This is a genomic window from Brucella sp. NBRC 113783, assembly GCF_040372265.1.
GTDB lineage: Bacteria > Pseudomonadota > Alphaproteobacteria > Rhizobiales > Rhizobiaceae > Brucella > Brucella teleogrylli.
Genome location: NZ_BAABRX010000001.1, coordinates 380,939 through 400,278, shown reverse-complemented (window position 1 = coordinate 400,278; position 19,340 = coordinate 380,939). Strand labels below are relative to the sequence as shown.

The window sequence follows — 19,340 nt, the reverse complement described above, 5'->3', positions numbered from 1 at the left end:
AAACCATGGCTGCTCCATATGATCTCAAGGACGACAAGGTCGTCGTTATCATCGGTTCCGGCGCTGGCGGCGGTACGCTCGGCAACGAACTGGCGCAGAAAGGCATCGACGTCGTTATTCTGGAAGCTGGAAAGCGCCACGAATTCGAAGACTTCATCAATGATGAATGGGACAGTTTTGCGCAGCTCGCCTGGCTGGACAAGCGCACCACATCCGGCGACTGGCGGGTCGCGAAAGATTTCCCAAATCTGCCCGCATGGATCGTCAAGGCGGTCGGCGGCACCACCACGCACTGGGCTGGCGCATCGTTGCGTTTTCAGGAACACGAATTCCACACGCTGACGAATTACGGCAAGCTGGAAGGCGCGAATCTCCTCGACTGGCCGATTACCCTTGCCGATCTGGAGCCTTATTACACCAAGGCCGAGGACAAAATGGGGGTGACGCGCACCAACGGCATTGAAGGCCTGCCCGGCAACAATAATTTCAAGGTGATGAAAGCCGGTGCCGACAAGCTCGGCTACAAGGAATGTCATACCGGTCGCATGGCGATCAATTCTGCGCCGCGCGATGACCGCATGGGCTGCCAGCAAACCGGCTTCTGTTTCCAGGGCTGCAAATGGGGCGCGAAATGGTCGACGCTCTATACCGAAATTCCCAAGGGCGAAGAGACCGGCAAGCTGGAAGTTCGTCCCGAATGCACAGCGCTCAAGATCGAACACAATGCGGCTGGCAAGGTGACGGGCGTTCTCTATGCCGACAAGGACGGCAAGCAGCATCTGCAAAAAGCGCGTGTGGTCTGTGTGGCAGGCAATTCGATCGAAAGCCCGCGCCTGCTGCTCAACTCGGCCTCGTCGAAATTTCCCGACGGGCTCGCCAATTCATCGGGACAGGTCGGACGCAATTATATGCGGCACACGACGGGATCGGTTTACGCTTCGTTCGAAAAGCCGGTTCACATGTATCGCGGCACGACCATGGCAGGCATCATCCGCGACGAAGCGATCCACGATCCGAAGCGCGGCTTTGTCGGCGGTTATGAAATGGAGACCATTTCGCTTGGCCTGCCCTTCATGGCGGCGTTCCTTAATCCGGGCGGCTGGGGTCGAAGCTTTACTTCGGCGCTGGATGATTATGTCAACATGGCGGGCCTCTGGATCGTTGGCGAGGACATGCCGCAGGAGAACAACCGCATCACATTGAGCAAGGACGTGAAGGATGAGCATGGCCTGCCGGTGCCGGATGTTCATTATAGCGACCATGCGAATGACGTCGCCATGCGCACCCATGCCTATGCGCAGGGCAAGGCGCTCTATGAAGCGGTCGGTGCGGTTCGGACTTTCCCGACACCGCCCTACCCTTCCACCCATAATCTCGGCACCAATCGCATGAGCGAGAAGCCGCAGGACGGCGTGGTCAACAAGCACGGGCAGACGCATGACATCAAGAACCTGTTCGTTTCCGATGGCAGCCAGTTCACGACCGGCGGCGCGGAAAATCCGACCCTGACCATCGTGGCGCTGGCCATCCGTCAGGCGGATTACATCGCCGAGCAGATGAAAAAGCGGACGATCTGAGCCGCGACCGGCATTCTCCCCCGACTGCCCGCGATGATGAAACCGGCGCGACCAATTCGCGCCGGTTTCGTTTGATGCTTGGCAAAGATGCATGGCTTCGACTAGATAGGCTCCGCGACACAGGGAGATGCCGTAGGTTGAAGTTCAGCGCACGCCAGTTTCGGAGCAATCTCGCCATACGCCTCCTGAGCGTATTGGCTTTGATGCTCGTGGCCTTCGCGCACAAGCCCATCGATCTGAATGCTCCCGACAGCTATCAGCTCGCACAGTATCAACTGCCGGATGGCACCTATCCCGTTCTTTGCATCGGTAACCAGGGTGAAAAACAGAATCATCAGGGGCATGACAAGCATGTAAGCAGCGAAAGCTGCGAGGCCTGCCGTATTGCCTCCGGCTTCCTTTGTCCGACACCGGAAAGCTCGACCGCTCCCTCGCCGCATGTCGCGATCACCCATTGCTTTGCACCGCCACAGCTTGCATTATTCCGCAGTGTCTACCCGCCTTCGGCGCCGCCGCAGGCTCCGCCTATTGTTTGATTAAAAATTTTTAGCCGTGCGCCTTTTCTCAAAAGGTTGCGCCTTCCTTTTTTTTAAACTTCAGGTTTATCAGAATGAAAAATCATCGTCTTTTCGCGTCCGCATTTTCGCTGGCAGCCCTTTGCCTTTCCGCAGGCCTGGCCAATGCCCATTCGTCGCTCGACCAGAGCGAAGCCAAGGCTGGCAGCTTCTACAAGGCCACTTTCCGCATTCCGCACGGCTGCGACGGCAAGGCCACGACCGAAGTCAAAGTGGAGCTTCCCGAAGGTTTTGTGTCGGCGCAGCCGCAGGTCAAGGCTGGCTGGACAATTGAAACCACCAAGGGCGATTATGCCAAGAGCTACAAAGTTCATGGCAAGGATGTCACCTCCGGTATCAAGGAAGTGCGCTTCACCGAGGGCAACCTGCCGGGCGAGTTCTATGACGAGTTCACCGTCGTCGGCCAGCTGGCCAAGTTCGACAAGGACACCACGCTTTCCTTCCCCGTGACGCAGATCTGCGGCAGCGACGCTTCCGTCGCATGGACGGAAATTGCCAAAGACGGACAGAACCCGCACGAGCTTGAACATCCGGCCCCGCAGCTTCTCGTATTGGCGGCGACCGGCGCTGACGAGCATGCAGGCCACGGTGGTCATGGTGACCACGGCGACGCGCACGGCAGCCATGCAGCCGAGCCGGTGAAACTTGGCGATCTCACCATTACATCGCCTTCGGTTCGCGCCATGGTGCCCGGTGCCAAGGTGGCAGGCGGTTTTCTGACAATCGAAAATGGCGGCAAGGATGCCGACAAGCTCATCTCCGTCAGCACAACGGGCGTAAAGCGCGTAGAAGTCCACGAAATGAGCATGGAAAACAATGTGATGAAGATGCGCAAGCTCGATGGCGGTCTCGACCTGCCTGCGGGCGAAACCGTCGAGCTGAAGTCCGGCGGTTATCACCTCATGTTCATCCAGCCGGAGAAGCCCTACAAGGAAGGCGAAACCGTGCCGGTTACGCTCGAATTCGAAAAGGCTGGCAAGGTTGAGATCAACTTCCCCGTCACGGCCCAGAATGGCCAGACGAGCGAACATTCATCCGATCATTCATCCGATCATTCTGGCCACTAATTCCCGGAGCATGGGGCGCGGTGTCGTTCTCTCCCTCCTCCACCGGCATTGCGCCCGTTTGCCGCAACCGCTGTCTCCCCGCAGCGGTTGCGTTATCATTCGAATACTGTAAACATGACTATTGCAGTCTAGAATAATTCTACGCTCTTGAAATCTCTCGGCTTTTTAAAAGTTGACCAATTGACTCCAGATCAATTTGCAGCTTTTATATAGCTCCGCGCAATCCTGCGCACCTTTGATGTCTGGGCCTTGAACCCTTTCGATTGGAGGACCCAATGGTTGGTCTCGGTGAATGCCGGTCCGCAAATATCGACGGCCTGCCCTGGCAGCTCAGTCTCTTGCCGACCGGATACTGCACTATACGCGGCGCGACGGAACGTCCCGCTCAGCGTAAACAGGGCAAGTCTCCTGTCTCGCATGCCTCTGCCGATGTTGCATCGTGGAGGCGCTCATGAATATGCGTATATCGCAGCTGAACGGCGCCAATAGCGCAGGCTATTTCGACCGCCTGCCGGAAAAGCTGGTGCTGGAAGGTTATCGCCGCTGGACTGCGGGTTTCGAGACTGGCTCGATCATCCCGTGGGAAATGACCTGGGGTCTCTATTCGGAAGTGCTCGGACCATCGGAAGCAAAGCGCGCTGTCGGCGAGCTTTCGCATTTCATCCGTGTGCTGCGTCATTGTGCAAGCTGCGAGTTGCGCGCTTTCCCGTTCGACTCGCATCATGTCTGCCGCGAGGAATGCCTGACGCTGGGGCTGATTTCCGGATTGCACAATCAGGATGCGCTGCTGCTCGACACGTGTCTGGAAGCCATTGCCTGCAAACGGCGCTGCGACGATGTGGCAGCTGCCGCCAGCAATTTTGCCGAAGCTTTGGCCGATTTCGGCCAGACTTTGCTGCCAATACCGATTCACGCCATCGACACCGCTTTGAACATTACGCATCGCGCGACTTTTCACTGATCTGAAAATCCCAGCGTTTTGCGAACAAAGACGATTCTAAGTTTTAAGCCGCTGCGATGCAGCGCAAGGAGATCAAAATGCAGGCCAGAACCGAACGACGCCTCGGCATTGCCGCTGCCCTCGTACTGACCGTAGCAGCATTTGTCATGCCGGGCGTATCCACCCAGATCGCGCAAAACGACGTTGCGCCAGAAAAGCAGGTTCACATGGCTTCCGCCGAAAGCCTGCGCGCCGAGTTCCGTCATTTCGTCAGGCTTGGCGAAGCGATGCCGAAATCGGTTCGCTACGAATAGAATGCAAAAAAGGCCGTCTCTGACGGCCTTTTGTTTAAGCATTCATATCTTCGGCGCAGTTAGCTGACAACAATCGGCGCCTGCCCCTGTACGCGATTATACAGGTCGATAATGTCCTGATTCATCAGGCGGATACAGCCCGACGACATCGACTGCCCGATGGACCACCATTCCGGCGAGCCGTGGATGCGATAGCCGGTGTCGCGGCCATTCTGGAAAATGTAAAGCGCGCGTGCGCCGAGCGGGTTCTGCGGACCCGGCTCCTGACCATTGCGGTATTTTTCGAGTTCCGGCTTGCGCTGGATCATTTCCGGCGGCGGCGTCCAGCGCGGCCACTGCTTTTTGTACTGCACATTGGCACGGCCCTGCCATTCAAAGCCCGCCTTGCCGATGCCGACGCCATAGCGCAGCGCTTCGCCGCCCGGCAGCACATAATAGAGGTAATGATCTTTCAGGCTGACGACGATGGTGCCCGGCGCTTGACCGGTCGGGTCCGGCACAATCTGGCGGCGGAATTGCTTCGGTACCTTGTCATAAGGAATGGCAGGCAGCGCGTAAGGCCCCTCCTGCACCGATGCATACATGACATCCGGCGTCGTGATGGCGCGATCAACACTGATCTGCGGACGCATCGGCGAGATGCCCCCTGTCGACATTGTATCTACCTGAAAGGCAGACATGTCCATCGTCTGCGAGCAGCCTGCGGCGCCACTCAGAACGACGGCCCCGGTGCCAAGCAAAAAGCGGCGGCGGCTCAGAACATCACTCAACTTCGACATGCAAATCGCCCAAAACACAGGTGACAGGGAGCAGGCATCATGCCGCTCGGTATTAACCGCAATTTGCAGTCTTATGGTTGAGGAACCGTTAAACCAGGCATTTCGATACTCATAAAAGATTAGCGCAGGCGTAAAAACTCAACCGAGGGATGCAGCGTTTGAAAAGAAAAAGCCGGACGAACCGCCCGGCTTATTCAAGCAAATCGAGGAAAGATCAGTAGTCTTTTTCGTAGAAGATACCGCCGCTGGAATCACCCTCTGCGCCAAGCGACCCCTTCGCCTTGAGGTTTCGCGTGATGTCGAGATTGACGGTTCCCTTGGTCGAGCCGCCGGACCCTGCTTCCACACCCAGATAGATATTGTCGCGGATGTAGCGTCCGGCGCGAACGGCTGTCTGCCCCTTGCTGTCGGTCACGACATCAAGATCGTCGAGGCCGGTACCGGCGCGAAGCTTGTTCATGAGCGAATTGTTGGAGCCGCCCGCAAGTTCCGCTGCCGCAGCAGCAAGCTGTGCAATCTGGAACGCCGACAATTCGCCGATGGAGCGCTTGAAGATCAGCTGAGCCAGCACTTCATCCTGCGGCAGTTCCGGGGACGAGGAGAAGACGATATTGAGATTATCGACCGTGCCTGTGACCGTGACGATGGCGGTGATTTCATTGCCTTCCGAACGGGCCACGAAATTGAGCTGCGGATTGAGGTCGCCAACCAGCGTGACATGCCCCTCATCAAAGGTGATGCGCTGGCCGAGAATGCCGATGCGACCGCGAATCATGTCGAAGGAACCAACCGGCTTGATATCGCTGACCGGCCCGGTGAGGCGCACGCGCCCGCCCAGTTCCGTATCGAGACCGCGACCGCGCACGAAAATCTGGTTTGGCGCATTGACGACGACATCGAGACGCGGTCCGGCTGAATTGGTCCGCGCCACCGACTTGGCCTTACCCTTGCGGGTTTCGACCTTGGCGCGCTCCAGCGTCTTCGCAACATTTTTCGGCGTGTTCTTATGCTCGACCGGCACATAGGTTGCGCCGCCACCGAGATTTTCCGGTACCGAGATTTCCGCACGTTCCACGTCGATCCGACCACCAATCAGCATGTCGCCTGCCAGCGGTCCGGTGATCGAGATGCCGCCATTGACCGTTGCGACGACAAGCTTGCCATCGGCATAACGGGCGCGGTCCAGCTTGATATCGATATTGGCCGGGAAATTCGCCGCTGCATTCGTGGAGATCGTGCCGCTTGCGGAAACGGAGCCGCCGCTACCGAACGCAGCATTGACCTGCCGCAGCGTGATGGTTTCACCATCCATGCTGCCCATGATATTGATATTGTTCACACGGACATTGGTTTCGGGATCGATGAAGGTTGCACCGCTGGTGGAGAACATGCCGCGCAATTGCGGGCGGTCGAAGCCGCCGGAAACGCTTGCGGTCAGCGTCAGTGTGCCATTGGCCTGCGCGCCGCGATCCGCCAGAAAGCGATTGGCGAGCGCCAGCGGGACGTTGCCGTTGACATTGACGCCAAGGCCCTGACCGGAGAACGGCACCTTGCCGCTCGCCGTGACATTCAGGCCCTGCGGGCCATCCACCGTCAGCGAGGAAATATCGACCGCCTTGGCGGCATAGCTGCCTGCTGCCTGAAGGCTGAGCGGCGCAAGGCCGTTTTCGCGCAGCGGCTTGGCAGCAAGGCCGGCCCCCTTGAGATTGAAGGTCGCGGCGGGATTGGTCAGCGGGCCCGTCACGCGCGCCGTGCCGGTGACATTGCCCGCGAGGTCCTGCCCTTTCACAGCGCCGTTCAGTATGCCGAGCGGCAGATTGGCCAGCGTCACATCGACGCCAAGATCACCTTTGCCGAGCGGCACGCCGCCCTTCGCCGTGACGTCGATACCATTGCCGCTTGCAGCGCCACCGGTTACCCGGGCGTCGATGTTGAGCCGGTCATTGGCCGACGTGCCCTTGGCATCGGCATTCAGCGCAGCGATGCCCTGTTTCTTCAGTTCAGCAGCCGTCACGCCACGCGCCGCCATATCGAAGGCGATATTGGGCGCATCGCGCGTACCGGTCACGCGGGCGGTCCCGTTGACAGTACCGCCGAGGCCGAGGTCCGGCTTGAAGGTGTTGGCAAGCGCCAGCGGCAGATCGGTAAGCGCCACCGACAGATCAAGGCGGTCATCGACCGAGCCGTTGATCTTGACCTGCCCCGCGCCCGCATTGGCACCGGTATTGATGATGATATCGCCAAAGGAAATCGCGCTGCCCTTCATGGCAATCGTCACCGGCTCGGCGAGATTGGCGCGAAGCGCACCCTGCTTCACATCTGCCGAGGCAAGGCCGAGTTCAAAGCCGCCATCCTTCGGCTCCAGCGAGCCGGCGGCATTGGCCACCGTGCCGATCTTGAGCTTCGTATTGGCGCTGAAATCGGTCTTGGTTCCGGTGGCGTTTGCCTTGGCGTCGAAGGTGTCGATGCCGAACGTGCCGACCATAATGTCGCGCGCGGCAGCATTGCCGTCCACGACGGGCACGCCGAACAGATCCTGTGCGGTCAGCGCGATATTGGCGGACGCAATATGATTGCCATTGACCTTCACGCCCTTGGCGTCAGCTGAAACGGTCGCATTCTGCCGGTCGCCATCGGCTTGCAGCGCGATATCGGCATTGGCCGCCCCGGTTGCCTCGGCAAGAAACAGTGCGGCGGCAGTGGAGATATCCGGCGCGTCGAGCTTCAGCGCGCCATTGAGCAAACCCTTGGCCGTCTGCGTGACATTGCCGGAAAGATGGGCCCCGCCTGCATTGAACAGAAGATTGGTCAGGCGCTTCTCGTCATTGACGATGTCGATCAGTGAACCCAGTTCAATGCGCTCGCCATTGAGGAAGGCATTGCCTGCCAGCTTGCCGGACAGAGCCGCGCCGGTGCTCGCATTGCCATCGAGCATGGCGTTGAAATCAAGACCGGCATTGGTAAGCTTGCGGCCCGCAAGCGTGCCCTGCGGCGCGTCGGCCCGCAGCGCCAGCGCAATCAGCTTGTCGTCACCGCGCGCACTGCCCTTGACCGTCATACGGCCCGATGCCTGCGGTGAAAGCAGCTTCATATCGGACAGCATCACGCCGAAATCGAAATTCGCCTTGTCCGATGCGAAGGAGCCATTGGCGGTGATTTTGCTCAACGCATTGCCGATGCGGAAATCGCGCGCGGAAAAACCTTCGGCGCTGCGACCGACAGCACCGGCCAGCCGCACTTCGCCGTCCAGAATATTGTCGACCGCCTCAGTGCCGGTGCGCATGTTTTGCGCCGTACCGTCGAGATCGAGATAGAATGCGCCGCTGATCGGGCGAACCGTGCCCTTGGCCTTGACGTCGATACTGCCCGCCAGTTCCTTGTCCGCCAAAGCGCCGAAGGGCGCAAGGCTTGCGACCTTGGCGGCGATATCGCCATTGAAGACGAAGTCGTCAATATTGCCCTTGAGATCAAGGCTGAGACCGTTGCCCTCGATATTCGCCTGTGCAAGTTCCACCGGAGAACCGGCGCGCCAGCCGCCATCGATGAGAAGCGCGATCTTGCTGCCCAGTGCCTGCGCCAGTTCTGCGCGTGGCGAGGAAATGCCGTCCATGCCGCCCGTCACCTTGAAAGTGATGTGGCGGTTTGCGGCATCGTTGAGGTTTTCGGCAACGCCGCCCATGTCCAGCGCCACGCTGGAGGCGGCAATGGTCGCATTCTTCAAGCCGTTGACGGAAAGTTGGCCGGTCCAGTCATTGGTTGGACGGTCGCCATAGGAAACCTGAAACCGCGCATTGTCGATATAGGTTTCGGCGCCCTTGACCGGCAGCAGCACACGGCCCTTGGTTTCGTCGGCAATCGACGCATCGATGCTGAGCTTGTTCAGAAAATGATCATTGCCGGATTCCGCAGCAGCCTTCAGCTTCAGCGCGGCGCTTGTCAGCGCCAGATCATCGAGACGGAAACCACCCGCATCTTTCAGGAAGCCATCGGCAGAAAGCACGGTTTCGGAACCGAAGAAGTCACGGAACACTGGTGGCACCAGCACAGCAATCGGCCCATTGAAACGGGCGGCAAAAACGCGACCGCCATTGGGCGCTTCGCCCTGACGGTTCAGCGTGAAAGCGCCAGTCAGCGTGCGGCTGCCATTGGTGTCGAGCGCCAAATCCACTTTCAGATCATCAAGCGGGCCAGCGCCTGTCAAGGTGAGATCGACTGGCGGGCGACCGTCAATATTGAGCAAGTTGGCCACGATGCCATTGGCGGGTTCTGCAACTTTCAGATCAAGATCGACCTTTTGGTCGGCATTGGCATAGGCGGCGCGCAGGGCGAAACTGCCGCCGGGACCGTCAAGGCGCTTGATATCGAAGGACGAGTTCAGTGAACCATCGGCGAGCGAAAGGCTGCCGGTTGCAGAGACTTCCGATTCGAGGCCGAAAATCTCGGGTCCAAAACGCAGCCGCGCCACATCAAGCTGATCCAGACTGATGGAAATCGGCAGTTCCGGCAGGCTGAAGCTCGACGATTCCGGCGATGGCAGGCTGTTGTCCGGCAGCGGCTTGCGGGCAATATCGATGCGCTCCGCGCTCAGCGACTGAATGCTGAGCCGACCGAGCAGCAAAGCGGTGCGGCTCCAGTTCAGCTTGGCATTTTCAATCCGCAGCCAGACGCCTTCACGGTCGGCAATGGTGATCGAGCCGATGGAGGCTTCCGACGACAGGACGCCGCTGATGCCCGAAAGCGAGATACGGCGGTTCGGCGCGGAAAGCTGGCTTTCCACGAAAGACAGGAAATAGGATTTTTGCTCTTCGTTGCTTTCCGATGCTTCGGCCTGCTGTTCGCTCTGGCCCTGCGTTTGCGCATTTGCCGGGGCGACAATCGACGCCGTGGTCTGTGTATCCACGCCGATAAGCGTGACCCATGCGCCCGGAATGGCCAGCACGGCGGCCACAGCGGCGAGAATCAGGAAGAGGAAAACGGTGATAAATCTGGTCAAAACGCCTGTCCTATGCCCACATAGAATGCATAGCTCGGATCACCCGAGCGGCGGTTAAGCGGTATGGCGACGTCGAGGCGAATCGGCCCGAGGCCGGTCAGGTAGCGCAGACCACCACCGGCGCCGACGCGCATTTGTTCCGAGAAATCCGGAAACGATTTTTCGCCGACATAGCCCGCATCGACAAAGGCGACCGCGCCGATGGAATCGGTGATGCGGGTGCGCACCTCGCCCGAAGCTTCCAGCAGCGACCGTCCGCCGACGATGTTGCCGTTTCCGGCATCGACGCCGATATTGCGATAGGCATAGCCGCGCACTGAGCCGCCGCCGCCCGCAAGGAAGGACAGGCTCGGCGGCAAATCTTCAATCGAAGCGCCAACAATCGATCCCACTTTCACGCGCCCGGCCAGAATCACGCGATCCGTTGCACCAAGGCCGTAATAGGTGCGGCCCTCGGCGGTGAAGCGGGTGGCGAAATTGCCGTAATGGAATTCGTAGAAGGGCTGGATATTGCCTTCCAGATAAAAGCCCGAACTTGGGTCCGGCTTGTTGTTGCGGCTGTCGTAAAGCACGCTGCCTTCCAGACCGGCTGTCGTGAAGTCGCGGGGACCGAAAGGATAGTCCGTGTAGCGTCCCTGGCTCGCCTTGGCATAGATCGCGCCTGACAATTCGTCGCTGAATATCTGCGTGAAACCGGTCTTGGCGTTGATCGAGGTTTCGGTATAGGCGTCGAGCACTTCGCGCTTGGCGTCGAGCGACAGAACGAAATCCGTATCAGGCGTATAGACGCCGGGCTTCTTGAACGTGCCGCCGAGCAGATAGGTATAGTTCTGCGGATTAAATGAATTATCCTGCGAACCGCCAATGCCACTGACCTTGGCGTCGAAACGCAGGTTTTCACCCTTGCCGAACAGGTTGCGATGCATCCAGTAGCCGGTGACGCCGAAGCCGTCGATGGTCGAATATTCCGCACCGAAGCCGAACCGGCGGGGTTTGCGCTCCTGCACGTTGAGCGTCATCGGCAGGCTGCCATCCGGCTCGATGGTTTCGGCTTCCTCGAAACTCATCGCACGAAACACTTCCATGCGGCCAAGACGCTTCTTGGCTTTTTCGATATCGTCGGGGTCGTATTCCTTATCGGGCGTCAGCCCGGTCATCCAGGCGACGAATTGCGGGTCCATACGCGCCGTGCCTACCACGCTGACCGGCCCATAATGCGCCTTGCGGCCCGGATCGAGCGCGACATCGGCGGCAACCGTGTTGCCATCATGGTCGGCGACAACCTCTTCGCCTGTCACCTGCGCCTTCGGATAGCCCTGCTGACGCCAAGCCTCGACGGCAAGACGCTCGGCCTTGATGATCGTTCCAGAGCGCGCTACCTGACCGGGCGCGAAACCCGCATCTTCGGGCGATTGCACGACATCGCGCTTGTCGGTGGCGGGTGGCGCTATATTGGAAATGGCCGTGCGCGAAAACAGGAACTGCGGTCCCGGATCGACGGAAATCGCCACTTTCGCATTGTTTGGAATATCAGCGTCCGGCGGAATGTCGTTCGCCTCGCGGCCATCGACGAGAATCGAGATCGTGCCGCCATAGCGGCCTTCACCGTAAAGGGCGGCCAGAATACGCCGATAATCGCCGCGCGCCTTGGCCAGCAGACCGGCGGAACCCGAGGCGGGCTTGTCCGCGTCGGTCACCAGACCGGATGCACCTTCAACGACGGATTTCAGATCGGCTTCGGTGCCATCCGCATTCTTGCGATCACCGGTGGTAGTGACCTCGACCTCATAGGTCTTCGGATCGATGATATCGGGATCGGTTTTCTTGTCTTCGCCCCAAAGACGGACGCCAAAAAGCTCAAACGCCAAAGCAGGCGACACGGTAAACGAGGAAAAATGCGCCGCCAGCAAAAGCATGGCAATGCCTTTTCCCTGTATCGTCCTGTTACTCCGAGTCATACGCGTTACTGTCCGGTTCCTGTCTATGCGGTCGCCTGGCAGCGTCCCGTTTCCATTTCCCACCCAGGACGTTTCAGGGATTACCATAGGGAGGTCGGGGGGCCAAGCAACAACCTAAAGCTTAAGCTCTAGATATGAACGGATTCAGTCAAGGGAGTGTTAACGTTACCACAGCTTTACGCAACGCCCGGTCGCAGACGCGAAGACTTCGCGCTGAAAATGCAAAATATGAAGCGCACAAAAAAGGGAGGCGCTCCGGAGGGAACCGGAGCGCCACGCGGCTTTGGGGGGAGAGAGGGAGGATAAAGCCGCGATTCAAACCGTGTGCGGATCATGGTCTGGCGCACGGGAGAAACGGTAGCTCAGCGGGGCATGTCAAAGACCAGCCCCGCCGGGCGCGGTCTGATTAAGGCAGATTACGCACGTCGTCAGGCGTCATGTACATCGGCATCATATTGGTATCGAGGTGATGCATGACCCAGATGGAGCCGGCAAGCACGATAGCCAGAATGATGACCGTGAAGATGAGCGCCAGAATGTTCCAGCCGCCTTCCGACTTCGGATCGAGGTGCAGGAAGTAAACCAGATGCACCAGGATCTGAACGACGGCGATGCCGAGAACAACGGCTGCGGTCGTGGCAGGCGTGAAATAGCCGTTCATCGCCAGAAGGAATGGAACGACGGTGAGAATAACCGCCAGCACGAAGCCGATCAGATACGACTTCAGGCTGCCATGCGCGGCATGATCGTGTGTTTCGTGTGCAGAACTCATCACAGTACACCCAGCAGATAGACAAGGGTAAAGACGCCAATCCAGATGATGTCCAGGAAGTGCCAGAAGAGGCTGAGGCACATCACGCGCGTCTGGTTCTTTTCGGTCAGGCCGTCACGCAGAAGCTGGGCGGAAAGCACCAGAATCCAGATCAGGCCGGACGTGATGTGAAGACCGTGGGTTCCGACCAGCGCGAAGAAGGCCGAAAGGAACGCGCTGCGGCTCGGGCCGGCGTCTTCGAGAATCAGGTGATGGAATTCATAGACTTCCATCACGAGGAAGGCTGCACCCAGCAGGAACGTGACGCCCAGCCAGAACAGCACGCCTGCACGGTTCTTCTTGTACATGGACAGCGTCGCCAGACCATAGGTCAGCGAAGAGACCAGCAGCAGCATGGTTTCGGTCAACACAAACTGCAGGTCGAAGAGTTCACGGCCGGTCGGACCGCCCGCAAACTGGTGCGCCAGAACGGCATAGGTTGCAAACAGGCCCGAGAACAGGACGCAGTCGCTCATCAGGTAGATCCAGAAGCCGACCAGCGTGGTCGACCCTGCATCCTGATGGTCTTCGTGAGCAGGATGCTCGTTGCCGCCCGTGAATGGACCGGCCGTTGAAATGCTAGCGCTCATGGATCAAGCCTCCTGAGCCATCAGTTGCCGGGTGCGAAGGTCTTCGACGCTCTGCACTTCTTCGGCCGAGACGTAGAAGTCTCTGTCATTGTTGAACGAGTGGAAGATCGCAACGGCGAGTACACCCACGGCAGAGGCAATGGCCAGCCACCAGATATGCCACACCAGCGCAAAGCCGAGCGGAATGTTCATGATGCCGATGATGAAACCCGTACCGGTGTTCTTCGGCATGTGGATGCGTGCGAACTTTTCCGTGCGGCGCACATAACCGTTCTGCTTCATGTCCCACCAGCTGTCGTGGTCGCGGACATGCGGCACTTCAGCGAAGTTGTAGAATGCAGGCGGCGAAGCCAGCGACCATTCCAGCGTACGGCCCGTACCCCAGCTGTCGCCGTTGTTGTCACGCAGCTTTTCGCGGTCGCGGATCGAAACCATGATCTGCAGAACCTGGAACACGATACCGCACAGGATGATCGCAACGCCGACGGCGGCGATGATCAGATAGATGTGCCATGCCGGGTTTTCGGTGTGGTTCAGACGACGGGTCATGCCCATCAGGCCGAGCACATAGAGCGGCATGAACGCCATGATGAAGCCGACCAGCCAGCACCAGAACGCGTTACGGCCCAGACGTTCGTTGAGCTTGAAGCCGAAAGCCTTCGGCCACCAGTAGACGAGACCGGCAAAGCAGCCGAACAGCACGCCCGAGATGATCACATTGTGGAAGTGGGCGATCAGGAACACCGAGTTATGCAGCACGAAATCCGCAGGCGGAACAGCAAGCAGAACGCCCGTCATACCGCCAACCACGAAGGTACACATGAAGCCGATCGTCCACAGAACCGGCGTTTCCATGCGGACGCGGCCCTTATACATCGTGAACAGCCAGTTGAAGACCTTAGCCCCCGTCGGGATCGAGATGATCATCGTCGCAACACCGAAGAAGGCGTTGACATTGGCGCCGCCACCCATGGTGAAGAAGTGGTGCACCCAGACGAGGAACGACAGGACCGTAATGGCAACTGTTGCGTAAACCATCGACTTGTAGCCGAACAGACGCTTGCCGGAGAAGGTCGCGATGATTTCGGAGAAGACACCGAAAGCAGGCAGGATGAGGATGTAGACTTCCGGGTGACCCCAGATCCAGATCAGGTTCACATACATCATCGGATTGCCACCAGCATCATTGGTGAAGAAGTGGAAATCCAGATAGCGGTCCAGCGAAAGCAGGGCCAGCGTGACAGTGAGGATCGGGAAGGCTGCGACGATCAGCACGTTCGAGCAGAGCGCGGTCCAGGTGAAGACCGGAACCTGCATCATGCCCATGCCGGGCGCACGCATCTTGATGATGGTGGTGATCAGGTTGACGCCTGAAAGCAGCGTACCCATACCGGAAATCTGCAAGGCCCAGATATAGTAATCCACGCCGACATCCGGGCTGAATTCCTTGCCGGACAGCGGCGGATAAGCAAGCCAGCCGGTCTTGGCGAATTCGCCAATGCCGAGCGACAGGTTGATCAGAACCGCACCGGCGACCGTGAGCCAGAAGCTCAGCGAGTTGAGGTAGGGGAAAGCAACGTCACGCGCACCGATCTGGAGCGGAACCGCAAAGTTCATCAGACCGACGACGAATGGCATCGCCACGAAGAAGATCATGATCACGCCGTGGGCGGTAAAGATCTGGTCGTAGTGATGGGGCGGCAAAAAGCCTTCATTCGCGCCCGAGGCAAGAGCCTGCTGCGCGCGCATCATCACGGCGTCCGAGAAGCCGCGGAACAGCATCACGAAAGCCAGAATGATATACATGATGCCGATACGCTTGTGATCGACCGTCGTGAGCCAGTCTTTCCAGAGCGGGGCCCATTTGCCGTAATAAGTGATGGCTGCCAGAATAGCGAGCGCACCACCAGCCACCGCGGTCAATGTGACCATGATGATCGGCTCGTGATACGGGATCGCTTCGAGCGTAAGTTTTCCGAACATTTTTATCACGCTTCGATTGGAGCAATTCCGGGAAAGCCTCTAACGGCTTTCGGTCCGGAACCGCGTGAAACAAAAGATTGAATGCCGATGGCCGCGATCTCGCAGGAGATCACGGCGCAAGGGCAAATCAGTTTGCGAGCTGCGACAGGCGCTGCGGCGCCACTGCACAGATGATGTCGCTCGCCCACTGGCTGAAATCGACAGGCGAAGACTTGCGCAGGTTTGCGCGTGCTTCGCGGATCATCTGCTGACGGTGCATTTCATCGTCCATGCAGACGGACTTGCCGTCCCAGCAGCGGTTCACGATATCGTGGAACAGCGTCTTGTCATTGTAGTTGAAGAACTGCACCGCATGCTTTTCGCTCGGCTGAACCAGCGATGCATAACGGTCGCGGCCCAGTTCTTCGCCCTTGGCCTTCACGTCGGCAACCCACTTGTCGAAGTCGGCCTGATTATAGGCATGTGCCTTGAAGCGCATCTGGGCAAAGCCCTGACCGCTATAATTGGCGGAAATGCCGTCGAACTCACCTTCATGATTGGCGATGAGATGCAGCTTCGTCTGCATGCTCGGCATGGTGTAGACCATGCTGCCCAGCGCCGGAATGAAGAAGGAGTTCATGATGTTGCTGGAGGTCAGCTTGAAGTTGACCGGAACATCAACAGGCATGGCCATTTCATTGACGGTGGCAATGCCCTGATCGGGATAGATGAAAAGCCATTTCCAGTCGAGCGCAACCACTTCGACATTGATCGGCTTCACGCTGGATTCCAGCGGGCGGTACGGATCGAGCTTATGCGTGCTGATCCAGGTGACCGTACCGAGAACCACGATGATCGCCAGAGGGATGAGCCAGACGCCCAGTTCGATCTTGGTCGAGTGGTGCCAGTCGGGCTGATAATCCGCCTTTTCATTCGTGGCGCGGTATTTCCAGGCGAAGTACAGCGTCATGAAGATGACAGGCAGCACGACGAGCAACATGAGGCCGGTCGCAAAAAGGATAAGATCGCGTTCCGCCACGCCGACCTCTCCCTTGGGAGAGAGAAGAACCTGGTTCTCGCAGCCGGCAAGAAACGCAGTCAGGGCCAGTACGGCGAACGAAACGATCGTCCGAGGGATGCCGAGTTTCATTTGTCTTTCCATCCTGCACCGATGCGATCTGAAAATCTGAAACCCGCTGCCGGGACCATTCCCGGTCAGACGCTTCAGTTCTTCAGATCGCACCAGAGCGATTTCGTCTCAGTGTGGCTTTGAACTTGAAATCACTTTCAAGCTGCCCGTTAACGTGAACCGCAGGGGTTCGTCATGTCGCGAGCGTCAAATCCGGCACGTATGTCGTTTTTCAGTTTTCGGTAAATTCTGAAAATTCCAAACGTACCGTTATAACGAATAGTTCCGTTTGTCACCTGTCTGGAGAAATTTGTGCTGGATCGTAATGTCGCGGTCAAAAACGCCGCAAACCAGACTCCAATTAGCGGAAATGACATCTCCGCAAGCGCCTCAACGCGGGGAATTAGAGCCCCTGTTGCGCTGACGCGGCGGTGACTTAATCCTTTGTCCCCGGCCATGCAAGTACAACCAACGGATAAATCCTGCGATAGCCGCGCGATCTGGAACCGATTAACCACATTGTGAAGTCGCCGGGCCGCGACTAAGACAATCTAAAAACACACAACCTAAAACCCGCAACGTTTCGGGGCTGGCCGACTGAAGTCTGGAAAGGGTACCATGGTTTTCGCCGACTTCCCGCTCGATGAAGCCGAAGGCGCGGTACTGGCCTATGCGGTAACGGCGGGTGCGCTCACGCTGCGCAAGGGGACCGTGCTCACCCGCGAACATTGCGCGGCCTTGCAGCAGGCTGGCCTCACAAGCGTTCTGGCGGCTCGGTTCGAGCCCGGCGATATTGGCGAAGATGAAGCGGCGCAGTTGATCGGGGCCGCCCTCACCTCGCAGACGATCCATACCGGCACGGCGACGACCGGACGCATCAATCTTTTTGCCAGCTCCACCGGTATTTTCTGCGTGGATGCTTCAACAATAGATGCGGTCAACGTCTATGACGCGCGCATTTCTCTAGCGACAATACGCAATCATATGCGCGTGGAAGCAGGCCAGATGGTCGCGACGGTCAAGATCATTCCCTTTGCCGTACCAAAAAATCTTGTCGATGCCATCTGCCCCCTCCTCCACGGTCAACAGGCGATGGACGTCAAGGCGTTTCGCCCGCTGCGCATCGGCCTGATCCAGTCGCGACTTCCCTCTATCCGCGAGACCGTGTTCGACAAGACGCGCGAGGTGATGGAAAAGCGCGTTGCGCGCAATGGCGGCACGCTAATCGTGGAAAAGCGTGTCGCGCATGACACGGAGGCGCTGGCCAGCGCGATTTCGGGCATAAGCATTGGCTGCGACATTCTCGTGGTTTTCAGTGCATCGGCGGTTGCCGACACCACCGACATCGTGCCGCGTTCGATCCTCCAGAGTGGCGGAGAAATTCTGCGCATCGGCATGCCGGTCGATCCCGGCAATCTGCTGGTGCTTGGAAGGCGCGACGGCAAATATATCATCGCGGCACCGGGTTCGGCCCGCAGCATGCGAGAAAACAGTCTCGACTGGGTGCTGGACCGCCTGATGGCAGGCATCGACCTCAATTCGACCGACTTGTCCCGCATGGGCGTGGGCGGGCTTCTGTTATAGGCTAATGGTCAGATGTCGAAATCGAACACCAGAATGCCGTCGACACCGCCTTCCGCAGCTTCGACGAGAGCCTTACCAACCTTGACGTGCTCGGGATGCGGCAGATAGGCGTCACGCGCCGCAGCATCGGCAAAATCCACCACAAAACCGTGGCGAAAGCCTTTTTCTAACCCTTCGGGGCTGTTGTTGGCCCCGGTCGTGACAGAAACTATTCCGCCGATCTTGCCTTTGAGAGCGACGACCGAAGCAAGTGCCCGCTCGATGGCCGCGCCATCAAGTTCCGGCTTGAATTTGATGAGAACGATGTGGCGTATCATGGAGCCTATCCGTTTCCAAAAACAGTGTTCCGTCGCCCCTGCCTGAAAAGCGGAAAGCCAGAGGCAAGGAAACAAAAACGAAAAAGGCCGGGATGGACCCGACCTTCCGCTTTCACCTGAGTTGACGCCGGTTCATCCGCGGTCGTCATCCCAGGTGAATTCCCGATACGGAGGCAGATATAAACCTTCTCCGTTTCAAGATTGTGACATCCCCGAAATTTCTGCCAAAGAGCAGAAATCACCCGCCGAAACGAGCCGCCCGATATCAGGCAGCCATCGCCGTTTCGGCAAATTCGGGATGGTTATAGTTCCAGACCTCGACCAGACACTGATGCATCAAATCAAGATCGACCGGACCAATCCGGCTCAAGACCAGATCAAGATCATCGCGCTCAACACCACGGTTAAGAAGCTCGACAATCGCTTCCGTGAGAATCATTTTATCGTCAAATCTGTAGCGCTGCATAAACCTGCTCCGCTAACTGCCCCAGCTTTTCATGGATTCAGACTAGACACTTATAGTTAACCGAAGCTTAAGCCACGGAAAACCAACGCAACTTCGACTGACGCCACGCAACTGACACGAATGCTTGCCCCTGACGGCTTATGGCCGTCGCCCGATATAAAATATGTAACCAAAGCTATCCAAAAAACGGCCAGAATATCGCCAGGCCGAACAAGAATAAGTCTCATTCTTACTCCATGCTCCGCCAAAGCCAAGCAAAAACTGGCGCTAGAATTTAT

General features: G+C 58.1%; 15 protein-coding genes. 6 read left to right on the top strand and 9 right to left on the bottom strand.

All coding sequences use genetic code 11. The features are described 5' to 3' along the window. Positions 1–5: 5 nt before the first annotated feature. From ABWW11_RS01870 to ABWW11_RS01850, 5 genes are all read left to right on the top strand, one after another. A complete protein-coding gene (locus tag ABWW11_RS01870; protein WP_109368102.1) occupies positions 6–1,577 on the top strand; it encodes a GMC family oxidoreductase in 1,572 nt (523 codons plus the stop codon). A gap of 137 nt (positions 1,578–1,714) precedes the next feature. Next, positions 1,715–2,113: a hypothetical protein gene (locus ABWW11_RS01865; RefSeq protein WP_109368101.1), complete on the top strand. Its 399-nt coding sequence runs from the start codon at positions 1,715–1,717 to the stop codon at positions 2,111–2,113. Positions 2,114–2,187: 74 nt separating this feature from the next. Next, positions 2,188–3,219, top strand: a complete 1,032-nt coding sequence (locus ABWW11_RS01860; RefSeq protein ID WP_109368100.1) for a DUF1775 domain-containing protein — start codon at positions 2,188–2,190, stop codon at positions 3,217–3,219. A gap of 451 nt (positions 3,220–3,670) precedes the next feature. After that, the gene (locus tag ABWW11_RS01855; RefSeq protein ID WP_181376065.1) at positions 3,671–4,180 is read left to right on the top strand and encodes a hypothetical protein; all 510 of its coding nucleotides are present in this window, start codon (positions 3,671–3,673) and stop codon (positions 4,178–4,180) included. A gap of 77 nt (positions 4,181–4,257) precedes the next feature. After that, positions 4,258–4,473, top strand: coding sequence for a hypothetical protein (locus ABWW11_RS01850; protein WP_109370136.1), 216 nt, complete (start codon positions 4,258–4,260; stop codon positions 4,471–4,473). Positions 4,474–4,532: 59 nt separating this feature from the next. Here the strand turns inward: ABWW11_RS01850 and ABWW11_RS01845 are convergent, their stop codons facing one another. From ABWW11_RS01845 to cyoA, 7 genes are all read right to left on the bottom strand, one after another. Further along, complete coding sequence (locus tag ABWW11_RS01845; RefSeq protein ID WP_109368098.1) at positions 4,533–5,252, bottom strand: L,D-transpeptidase; 720 nt, start codon at positions 5,250–5,252, stop codon at positions 4,533–4,535. Positions 5,253–5,466: 214 nt separating this feature from the next. Next, complete coding sequence (locus tag ABWW11_RS01840) at positions 5,467–10,152, bottom strand: translocation/assembly module TamB domain-containing protein (protein ID WP_371835949.1); 4,686 nt, start codon at positions 10,150–10,152, stop codon at positions 5,467–5,469. An 89-nt stretch (positions 10,153–10,241) separates the two neighbouring features. Beyond that, positions 10,242–12,203 carry an autotransporter assembly complex protein TamA gene (locus tag ABWW11_RS01835; RefSeq protein WP_442945166.1) on the bottom strand — a complete coding sequence of 654 codons (1,962 nt, stop codon included), beginning with the start codon at positions 12,201–12,203 and terminating at the stop codon, positions 10,242–10,244. Positions 12,204–12,609: 406 nt separating this feature from the next. Beyond that, positions 12,610–12,975 carry a cytochrome o ubiquinol oxidase subunit IV gene (cyoD, locus tag ABWW11_RS01830; RefSeq protein WP_109368096.1) on the bottom strand — a complete coding sequence of 122 codons (366 nt, stop codon included), beginning with the start codon at positions 12,973–12,975 and terminating at the stop codon, positions 12,610–12,612. Further along, entirely contained in the window at positions 12,975–13,604 is a 630-nt protein-coding gene (gene cyoC, locus ABWW11_RS01825) for a cytochrome o ubiquinol oxidase subunit III (protein WP_109368095.1), read from the bottom strand. Before cyoC ends, cyoD begins: the two co-directional genes overlap by 1 nt. A 3-nt stretch (positions 13,605–13,607) precedes the next feature. Beyond that, complete coding sequence (gene cyoB / locus ABWW11_RS01820) at positions 13,608–15,587, bottom strand: cytochrome o ubiquinol oxidase subunit I (RefSeq protein WP_109368094.1); 1,980 nt, start codon at positions 15,585–15,587, stop codon at positions 13,608–13,610. Positions 15,588–15,714: 127 nt separating this feature from the next. Then, positions 15,715–16,716 carry a ubiquinol oxidase subunit II gene (cyoA, locus tag ABWW11_RS01815; protein WP_109368093.1) on the bottom strand — a complete coding sequence of 334 codons (1,002 nt, stop codon included), beginning with the start codon at positions 16,714–16,716 and terminating at the stop codon, positions 15,715–15,717. Between the two features lie 597 nt (positions 16,717–17,313). Here cyoA and ABWW11_RS01810 point away from each other — a divergent pair. Next, a complete protein-coding gene (locus ABWW11_RS01810) occupies positions 17,314–18,279 on the top strand; it encodes a molybdopterin-binding protein (protein WP_109368092.1) in 966 nt (321 codons plus the stop codon). Between the two features lie 8 nt (positions 18,280–18,287). On the opposite strand, the gene ABWW11_RS01805 is transcribed toward ABWW11_RS01810, so the two are convergent. Beyond that, positions 18,288–18,596: a Dabb family protein gene (locus tag ABWW11_RS01805; RefSeq protein WP_109368091.1), complete on the bottom strand. Its 309-nt coding sequence runs from the start codon at positions 18,594–18,596 to the stop codon at positions 18,288–18,290. Between the two features lie 265 nt (positions 18,597–18,861). Continuing rightward, positions 18,862–19,062, bottom strand: a complete 201-nt coding sequence (locus ABWW11_RS01800; RefSeq protein ID WP_109368090.1) for a hypothetical protein — start codon at positions 19,060–19,062, stop codon at positions 18,862–18,864. Between the last annotated feature and the right edge of the window lie 278 nt (positions 19,063–19,340).